This is a genomic window from Ginsengibacter sp., from assembly GCF_057362405.1.
In genome coordinates this window covers 1-8,296 of sequence record NZ_JBMQQG010000232.1, presented here as the reverse complement: position 1 = coordinate 8,296, position 8,296 = coordinate 1, and the positions used below count along the sequence as shown (strand labels likewise).

7 protein-coding genes are annotated in these 8,296 nt (G+C 39.8%); 3 read left to right on the top strand and 4 right to left on the bottom strand.

Translation table 11 applies throughout. From position 1 onward, the window contains the following. Positions 1 to 402 precede the first annotated feature (402 nt). The 3 genes from ACO1O5_RS19695 to ACO1O5_RS19685 all read left to right on the top strand — a co-directional run bounded on the left by ACO1O5_RS19695 (position 403) and on the right by ACO1O5_RS19685 (position 5,077). The gene (locus tag ACO1O5_RS19695) at positions 403 to 1,389 is read left to right on the top strand and encodes a S1C family serine protease (protein ID WP_486273318.1); all 987 of its coding nucleotides are present in this window, start codon (positions 403 to 405) and stop codon (positions 1,387 to 1,389) included. A 276-nt stretch (positions 1,390 to 1,665) separates the two neighbouring features. Further along, complete coding sequence (locus ACO1O5_RS19690) at positions 1,666 to 3,684, top strand: alpha-L-arabinofuranosidase C-terminal domain-containing protein (RefSeq protein WP_486273316.1); 2,019 nt, start codon at positions 1,666 to 1,668, stop codon at positions 3,682 to 3,684. A 28-nt stretch (positions 3,685 to 3,712) separates the two neighbouring features. Next, on the top strand, positions 3,713 to 5,077 hold the full coding sequence (locus ACO1O5_RS19685) for a glycoside hydrolase family 27 protein (protein ID WP_486273315.1): 1,365 nt from the start codon (positions 3,713 to 3,715) through the stop codon (positions 5,075 to 5,077). Between the two features lie 55 nt (positions 5,078 to 5,132). On the opposite strand, the gene ACO1O5_RS19680 is transcribed toward ACO1O5_RS19685, so the two are convergent. The 4 genes from ACO1O5_RS19680 to ACO1O5_RS19665 all read right to left on the bottom strand — a co-directional run. Next, positions 5,133 to 5,564: a DUF1003 domain-containing protein gene (locus ACO1O5_RS19680; RefSeq protein WP_486273313.1), complete on the bottom strand. Its 432-nt coding sequence runs from the start codon at positions 5,562 to 5,564 to the stop codon at positions 5,133 to 5,135. A 180-nt stretch (positions 5,565 to 5,744) separates the two neighbouring features. Next, positions 5,745 to 7,142, bottom strand: a complete 1,398-nt coding sequence (locus ACO1O5_RS19675) for a serine hydrolase domain-containing protein (RefSeq protein ID WP_486273311.1) — start codon at positions 7,140 to 7,142, stop codon at positions 5,745 to 5,747. 68 nt (positions 7,143 to 7,210) lie between these two features. Beyond that, the gene (locus ACO1O5_RS19670; protein WP_486273309.1) at positions 7,211 to 7,999 is read right to left on the bottom strand and encodes a hypothetical protein; all 789 of its coding nucleotides are present in this window, start codon (positions 7,997 to 7,999) and stop codon (positions 7,211 to 7,213) included. Positions 8,000 to 8,100: 101 nt separating this feature from the next. Continuing rightward, positions 8,101 to 8,296: hypothetical protein (locus ACO1O5_RS19665; RefSeq protein WP_486273307.1), on the bottom strand; the 196-nt coding region annotated here is incomplete at its 5' end.

Genomic DNA, 8,296 nt, shown 5'->3' with positions numbered 1-8,296 from the left:
GTATCCTCGCTATAGGCAATATTGATATTGTGGTCGTTGTGCATGCACGAAATAAAACTTATAGAAGCGAGCACATAAAGAAAGAGTGTGGCTAACTTTTTCATTGTAATTGTTTACTGGTGAAAAAAATAATTGAAAGAAGTGGCAAATGCCAATTCAGTTATTTCTTTAAAGTTGAAGAAGATTGAAAAAGCCTTGTGAAGTTGAACTGCAAAAATAATCATCATGATGAAAATTTACCACTGTTTATATAAATGGTAAGAAGTGCTATGTAAACGGAAGGCAACGATTATTCACCCCAAAAGGCACATCAATTTTACGGGGAGTTCGGGTTACCGGAACGCCATGTTGTCATTTGGTAATTCTGGTAAGGATTTCGCAGAGAAAATTATAAAGAATGACATGAACAATAAGATATTATTTGTAAGTAATGAAAATAAGGATGCCCGTTTATTGGATGCGTATTCTTCAACAATAACAGGCGTTGTAAGCAATGTCTCTTCAGCCGTAGCACACATACAGGTAGAGAAAAAGGTAACTGACAGGCGTGGAAAGATGCAGGTCACGCCGGCTTCAGGGTCTGGCTTTGTTATATCGTCCGATGGATATATTATTACCAACAATCATGTAATTGAAGATGCCCAAAAGATACAGGTATACTTTAGTGATGGCAGGCAACAGTTCGCCGAATTGAAAGGAGCAGACCCGTCGACCGATATTGCAGTTCTTAGAATTTATGATAGTAACCTCAAAGCATTGTCCTTTGCCGATTCAGACCAGTTGCAGCCGGGACAGATTGCTGTAGCAATTGGTAACCCGCTTGGGTTACAATACTCAGTTACAGCAGGCGTGGTAAGTGCTCTAGGCAGGACCTTGCGTGCTAAAAACGGCAGGCTCATTGATGATGTTATACAAACAGATGCTGCATTAAATCCCGGCAATTCCGGCGGCCCGCTCGTAAATTCAGCTGGTCATGTTATCGGCGTAAATACAGCTACGATTCCTTCTGCGCAAGGATTGTGTTTTGCAGTGTCTTCTAATCTGTCATCATACGTAGCAGGTAAAATTATAATGGAAGGAAGAGTGAGGCGTGCCTATATTGGTATAGCCGGCCAATTGGTTAACCTTACAGAAAGAATGGTAGCAGCAAACAAACTCCAAAAGAATACCGGCGTCTATGTATTCGAGTTAGTTGCTGATGCCAATGTTTATAACAGGGAACTTCGGGTTGGAGATATTATCGTGGAACTCGACGGTAAGCCTGTTGGTTCGGTAGATGATATGCATAAACTCTTTTCATACGAAATGATTGGTGTACGCAAGCAAGTGGGTGTTTTAAGAGCAGGCCACAAGCAATATGTGTACATTATTCCCGGGGAAATGAAATAACTTTTTTCAGCTATAAATTCCAATTACATTTTCAAGGTACCAACTTTATTAAAGGAGGCCGGTACGCCAATCTTCAGAATTAAATATCAAAAAATAATTGGTAATTTTAAAATAAGTGTTAGATTAACAATTATTTTAATAGCCATGATTTAATTTCTTCGTTACCCTACCAACGTAACTGGTTTTGCTTCCCTGAAAAATAACGACTCCGGTTGCACGAATCCGTTAGTAATAATTGAAGATATAACCCAGTTGAATGAATTAATAAATACGAATATGAGATTGAGATCCTCCTTTTTTTTATTATCTATTTGTGTACCGGCACTGGTTGTAATGTGTACGCAAACAAATGCCCAATCGCCAAAAGAATTAATTGTAAAGGTGAATGAACCAAAAGGAGATGTGCAACCAACCATGTGGGGCGTTTTTTTTGAGGACATTAATTTGGGCGCTGATGGTGGCCTGTATGCTGAACTGGTAAAGAACCGTTCATTTGAATTCAGTAAGCCGCTTATGGGATGGACAGTGCGGCAAAAGAAATTTAAAGAAGGCGCTGTTCTCGTGCTTAACAGGAAAGAAATTGATCCGGGCAATCCTCATTATATTCGACTAAATGCCGATCATGCATTGAAAGGCGATCTTGGATTAACCAACGAAGGTTTTCGCGGCATGGGAATAAAGAAAGGGTTGCGTTATGATTTTTCCGTCATGTATCACCAGCAAAATGCAGGTGTAAAATTATATGTTGAATTAGTTGATACAACCGGGAACATCATCGGAGTTGGCGAAGTTACTCCCACTGAAACAGGTAATGATTGGCACAAAGCTTCTGTAAGTTTCACAGCCAGGACAACAGTGATGAAAGCAAAGATGAATCTATGGATAGAAGGAAATGGAGTTATTGATTTAGATATGATTTCATTGTTTCCGGGAGATACCTGGAAGAATCGCCCTGGCGGCCTTAGGGCAGACATGGTTCAGTGGCTCGCTGACATGAAACCCGGTTTCATTCGTTTCCCCGGCGGCTGCATCGTTGAAGGATTTGATTTAAACAACCGCTACCAGTGGAAAAAGACAATTGGCCCGGTAGCAGAACGCCAGCTTATTATGAACCGCTGGAACGTGGAGTTTGCTCATCGCCCTACGCCAGATTATTTTCAAACATTTGGTTTAGGATTCTACGAATATTTTCAACTGGCTGAAGACATTGGCGCAGAGCCCCTACCCATTCTTAATTGCGGCATGGCCTGCCAGTTTAATACTGCAGAACTTGTTCCGTTAGATGAATTAGATCCTTATATACAGGATGCATTGGACCTTATTGAATTCGCTAACGGTGATGTACACACGAAATGGGGAAAGGTACGTGCAGATCTCGGGCATCCTTTACCATTTCATTTAAAAATGATGGGAGTGGGTAATGAAAACTGGGGTCCGCAATATGTGGCAAGATTGAAAGCTTTCACTAAAATTATTAAGGCAAAATATCCTGACTTTAAATTAGTAAACAGTTCCGGAACAGATCCTAATGGCGAACGGTTTGATTATCTTAACGGCGAACTGCGAAATATGAGTGCCGATATTATTGACGAACATTATTACCGCAAGCCCGAGTGGTTCTTTGCCAACGCCAGGCGTTATGATAATTATCCAAGAAACAGTTCTAAAATTTTTGGTGGTGAGTACGCGGCCCAGAGCGATCATACTGTAAGTATAAACAATGAAAATAACTGGCTAACTGCTTTGTCAGAAGCTGCTTTTATGACTGGGCTTGAGCGCAATGCTGATGTGGTGAGCATGGCGTCTTATGCGCCTTTATTCGCTCACGAAGATGGATGGCAGTGGAAGCCTGACCTGATATGGGTTAATAACCTGCAATCTTACGGTACAACTGATTATTACGTGCAGAAGTTGTATTCACTTAATAAAGGAACAAAAGTAATACCGATCACATTAGATAATGACGTTATTGCCGGGCAGGACAGTCTCTATGCTTCGGCAGTAATTGATTCACCTGCCAATGAAATAATAATAAAGATTGTCAATGCTTCCGGTGAACCTCAGCCAAACAGTATTTCGTTGCAGGGCGTGAGGAAACTCGTGCCGGCAGGATCGCTTACTATTTTACAAAGCAACGACTTGGATGCAATGAATTCTTTTGACGAACCTCAAAACATTTCTCCCAAAGAATCAACATTTAAAATAAAAGGTAAAAAAATTAACATCACATTACTTCCCTATTCATTCACTATAATAAGGATTAAACTATTGCAGAAAGGTTATGAAAGGAAATAATAAAATCATCGCAAAATAAAATCAGGATATGAGACCAGTTAAAAAAATTGCCATTGCCGTTTTGTTATTATTTTTTTCATTTCCGTCTATACATGCGCAGGTAGCGCAAACACCGCCGATGGGATGGAACAGTTATAACTGTTTTGGCTCTGCCGTACACGAAGATGAAGTAAAAGCCAATGCCGATTATGTAGCACAGCATTTAAAGCAATTCGGCTGGCAATATATTGTGGTTGATTTTTTATGGAGTTACGATAATCCTCCGGGAAGTAATATTGGTAATCCTTTTCAAAAACAATTGCAGGATGGTTCTTATGTGCCGTGGTTAACGATGGATAGATGGGGAAGACTACTGCCGCAACCCAACAAATTCCCTTCGGCCTTTGGTGGGAAAGGGTTTAAATCCTTAAGCGACTATGTTCATTCGCTGGGATTAAAGTTTGGTATTCATGTTATGCGTGGCATACCGCGGCAGGCTGTGTGGGCCAAATCTCCGGTGTTAGGTACTAACGGCATCACGGCTGATATGATTGCGGATACCTCATCAATTTGTCCCTGGATGAACCACATGTATGGCCTGGACATGTCGAAACCCGGTGCGCAGGAATATCTGAATTCAATCCTTGAATTATATAAAGATTGGGATGTTGATTTTATTAAGGTAGATGACATTGCCCGTCCCTATCATAAGGCAGAAATCGAAGGATATAGGAAAGCCATAGAAAATTGCGGAAGACCAATTGTATTGAGCATCTCACCGGGCGAAACGCCGCTGGTCGATTCTGTTCATGTAAAAGAACATGCCAATATGTGGCGCATGGCTGATGATTTTTGGGACAACTGGGAAATGATATTGCACATGTTTAACTATGCAAAGAATTGGGAGGGAACTGGCGGCCCGGGACACTGGCCCGATTGTGATATGCTACAGATTGGTAAACTTTCAAAACGTGGCCCGGTTGGGACTGAACGTTATAGCCGCTTTACTAACGATGAACTCTACACGCACATGAATTTCTGGTGTATTTATCGTTCACCATTAATGATTGGTGGCAACCTTCCGGAAAACAGGGATATTGAATTAAAACTTCTTTCCAATGATGAAGTACTGGCCGTAAATCAACAAGGAGAGAATCCAAGACAACTATATAAGAAAGATGGAAGCATGGTTTGGGCATCTCACGTGCTAGGTTCCAAAGATTGGTATGTAGGCTTGTTTAATATTGCCGATAATCCCCACGATGTGTCAATTGATTTTTCATCGCTGGGATTAAAAGGAAAAATTAAAATACGGGACCTTTGGAACAAAGCAGACATTGGATTTTTTAAAAAGAAGTATGCACAAAATATTAATCTGCACGGAAGTGTATTGCTCCGCTTAAGTGCGCAGTAGCATTGCAATGCAATTGGTATAGCACTGGAATAGTCGTTTACGTATCACTGACCATTTAAGCAGATGGTTTCGTTTCACCGGCTCGCATTTCCTGTAGCATTTGAATTATCTTATCCAGTTTTTCAATTTCAAGTGAATTCAGCTTTTGCTGCAACGCTTCAATCTCAATTTTGGCTTCTGTATTTGTCTGGTAATCTTTTTGTGCCTGCATTCTGTCTCTTTCATTTTGCCTGTTTTGCGCCATCATAATAATAGGTGCGGCATAAGCAGCTTGTGTAGAAAAAAGCAGGTTCAGTAAGATGAACGGATAAACATCCCAATGATCCATCCATGCAACAAAATTTAAGACCATCCAGAGAATTACAAAAATGGTTTGAGAAATAATAAAGGTCCATGAGCCCATGCCGTTAGCCACTTTATCGGCAAGCTTTTGGCCAAAAGATAAGCTGTCCTGGTACAGATCGTGCCACGTTTTAATTTTAAGCATTTGAGAAATTTAGTTTTGATAATGAAAGGAGAGTTTAAATAATTAAGTAAATATAAAACACGGGGCCAGATATTGAGATAACTTATTTTGTGGCGACGTTTTCTAAATTTATAAGACGCAATGGCTGCCAAATTCTTATTATGAGTAATAAACGAAGCCCGGGAGATCCGAATAATCTGTTTATTCGCTTTTATCATCAATACTTTCTATGATACTTTTCAGAAAAGCATTTTCATCAAATGAATGATCAAGTGTTAGCCCTAACCTCACGACGACTAATTTTTTTGAAGGGATAATATAAATAAACTGGTACCCATACCCATCGCAATAGAACATATCAGCCGGAACACCAGGGAATGCTCTTAGTGAAGGATGCTTTTCATCGAAGCCATTTAACCAGAACTGGTAGCCGTAATTATGATAAGGACTGGCCTGCGGAGAGGTCTGCGTTTGTTTCACCCAGCCGACGGGCAAGATTCTTTCTCGGTTCCATACACCGTCGTTGTAGTAAAGTAAGCCGAAGCGGGCATAATCTCTTGCCGTTGCATTGATGTAAGAAGAACCGACAAAAGTACCGGATGCATCTGGTTCAAATGAAGTATGGTACATACCTGTTCTGTAAAACAATTCTTTAAAAGGAAATGCTGCGTAATCTTTTTCTCCTACCGTTTGCCTTATAATTCGTGAAAGAATATTGCTGTTGCCGCTCGAGTAATTAAATATCGTTCCAGGTTTGTGAGCCAATGGATGCGATGCAGCATAAGCAGCCATGTTATCTTTTTTATAAAGCATGTTAGTTACATCACTTGCTTTTGTATAATCTTCTCTGAAGTCAAGCCCACTTGTTTGTTGCAATAGATTTTTTATCGTGATGGCATGCCTCGAATCATTTGAATCATTCCACTCAGGTACCGGAGCAGGCTCATCAACCGTTATTTTTCCTTCTTGAACAAGGGTGCCAATTAACGCTGCAGTAAAACTCTTTGCCATAGACCAACCATACAATTTTGTATCCTTGTTAAAACCAGGGGCATATTTTTCTGAAATTAATTGCCCATCGTAAAGGATAACTACCGCTCTTGTGCGTTGTTTTTTTCCAGGATGAGGTTCTTTGAAAGCACTATTGATAGCAGCTTCCAATTTGTTTTTATTTATGGCAAATGGAAATGTATCCGTGATCTTATCACCGTTCGGCCATGCAATGCTGTCTGCATTTTGCACTGCTGAAACCGGTATTACGAAAGATTGAGAGCGCAATTGTTTTTCACTTATGTCATTAATAAGCGTGCAACCAATTCCCTTTCTGTAAATGGCTTTTTTAGAAGCAGTTCCCCACACTGTACTGGTTACCGATGAGTCTTTATAATTGACTTTATTGGTTGCAATGCTTAACGGAAGTTCACCGAGATCGCTGGTGTCAATATCCCCGGGATCTCTTCCTGAAACAAATACACAAGTACACATTTGTTTAGCATTATACCCGCTGATTATAGGAAACGATACCCACGCATAATGAATACCCCAGCCTAATGCTATTAATATAACGATCAGCAATAGACGAAGAATTAATCGCTTCATATTACCATCTGAATTTTTATATCAGCTTAATAAAAATATTCAAAATTGTCAGCATCAAAAATGAAGATTTACTTTTCTCTCATCCCTATCATTACGCCAAATAGTACCCCAATGGCATCCTGCAACGAATTATCAATATCTTTTCGTACCCATATAATGAAGGGCCTTTTTTTAAACTTAACAGCCCCAATGTGTTCACCGTTACTGTTGATAAGTACGGCATCGGCTTTAAATGATGGACGCTCTAAAAATAAAGAGTCTTTTTCTGATTTTAAAAATCCCTGAGGCGGTGGTAAAATGATAAATGGAAGTTGCTGATTCCCCATGTTGTTTGAAGACAAATTGTCCAGGCTAAAGGTCCAGGCAATGGCTGCGTTATTTCTTTTTATCGTTCCGGAAATCTTGGTTGTATCGATTATTACTTCATTTTTGTCTTCATCGTTTTTGCTTAATACTTTCCCCAGGAAAGTTTGTCTTTTTTGATTAGATTCATTTGCAACTGCAAACAATGCCTCGGTCGAATTTTCATCAGTTCCTGATTGTAATTTGTATAACCTGCTTTTCTTAATCGTTATGTATTTACTTTGATCGAAACCACCTGAGCCGGAAAATTCTATTTCAGCACTATCTCTCTTTTTCTGTCTTATTTTACCGGAATCCAGCTTTATTAAATTCATGGTAAATATTTGATCTGACCCCGGTTTGGAAAGTGTGAATGTTCCTTGTTTGTAATTCACATTCCACTTTTCGCTATTGGCAATCATAGTAGAATCCTCTATTGACTGGCAAGGTACTTTTGCAAACGGAAAGCAAAGTAATAGCAGATAAAATAACCTGATTGAAATTTCCTTTTTCATAATAAATTTTAATTTAGCATAAGCCATAAATCAGTCGGCGGGATCAATATTATTTTCATTTGATTTCTTTTGTGTTTTGAAATGAATACACCACCTGTGGATCATAACGTTCGTAATAAACGCCTGAAGGTCCGGGTTAACCGGCAGCATCCGTCGTCGCTTATAACTACTGTATTTCCTGGTTTGGCATCTTTCAAACCGTCTCCGCAAAATACTAAGCTAAGAGTCCGGCTGCCGCCACACCCTAAATCAATCAGGCAAGTCCCATTGCCAGAGTTGATGCTAATGCGGTCGTCT

Bases quoted from the DNA above. Each gene is read 5' to 3' on its own strand.
- ACO1O5_RS19695 (WP_486273318.1), top strand. From the start codon at position 403: ATGAACAATAAGATATTATTTGTAAGTAATGAAAATAAGGATGCCCGT.
- ACO1O5_RS19690 (WP_486273316.1), top strand. From the start codon at position 1,666: ATGAGATTGAGATCCTCCTTTTTTTTATTATCTATTTGTGTACCGGCA.
- ACO1O5_RS19685 (WP_486273315.1), top strand. From the start codon at position 3,713: ATGAGACCAGTTAAAAAAATTGCCATTGCCGTTTTGTTATTATTTTTT.
- ACO1O5_RS19680 (WP_486273313.1), bottom strand. From the start codon at position 5,564: ATGCTTAAAATTAAAACGTGGCACGATCTGTACCAGGACAGCTTATCT.
- ACO1O5_RS19675 (WP_486273311.1), bottom strand. From the start codon at position 7,142: ATGAAGCGATTAATTCTTCGTCTATTGCTGATCGTTATATTAATAGCA.
- ACO1O5_RS19670 (WP_486273309.1), bottom strand. From the start codon at position 7,999: ATGAAAAAGGAAATTTCAATCAGGTTATTTTATCTGCTATTACTTTGC.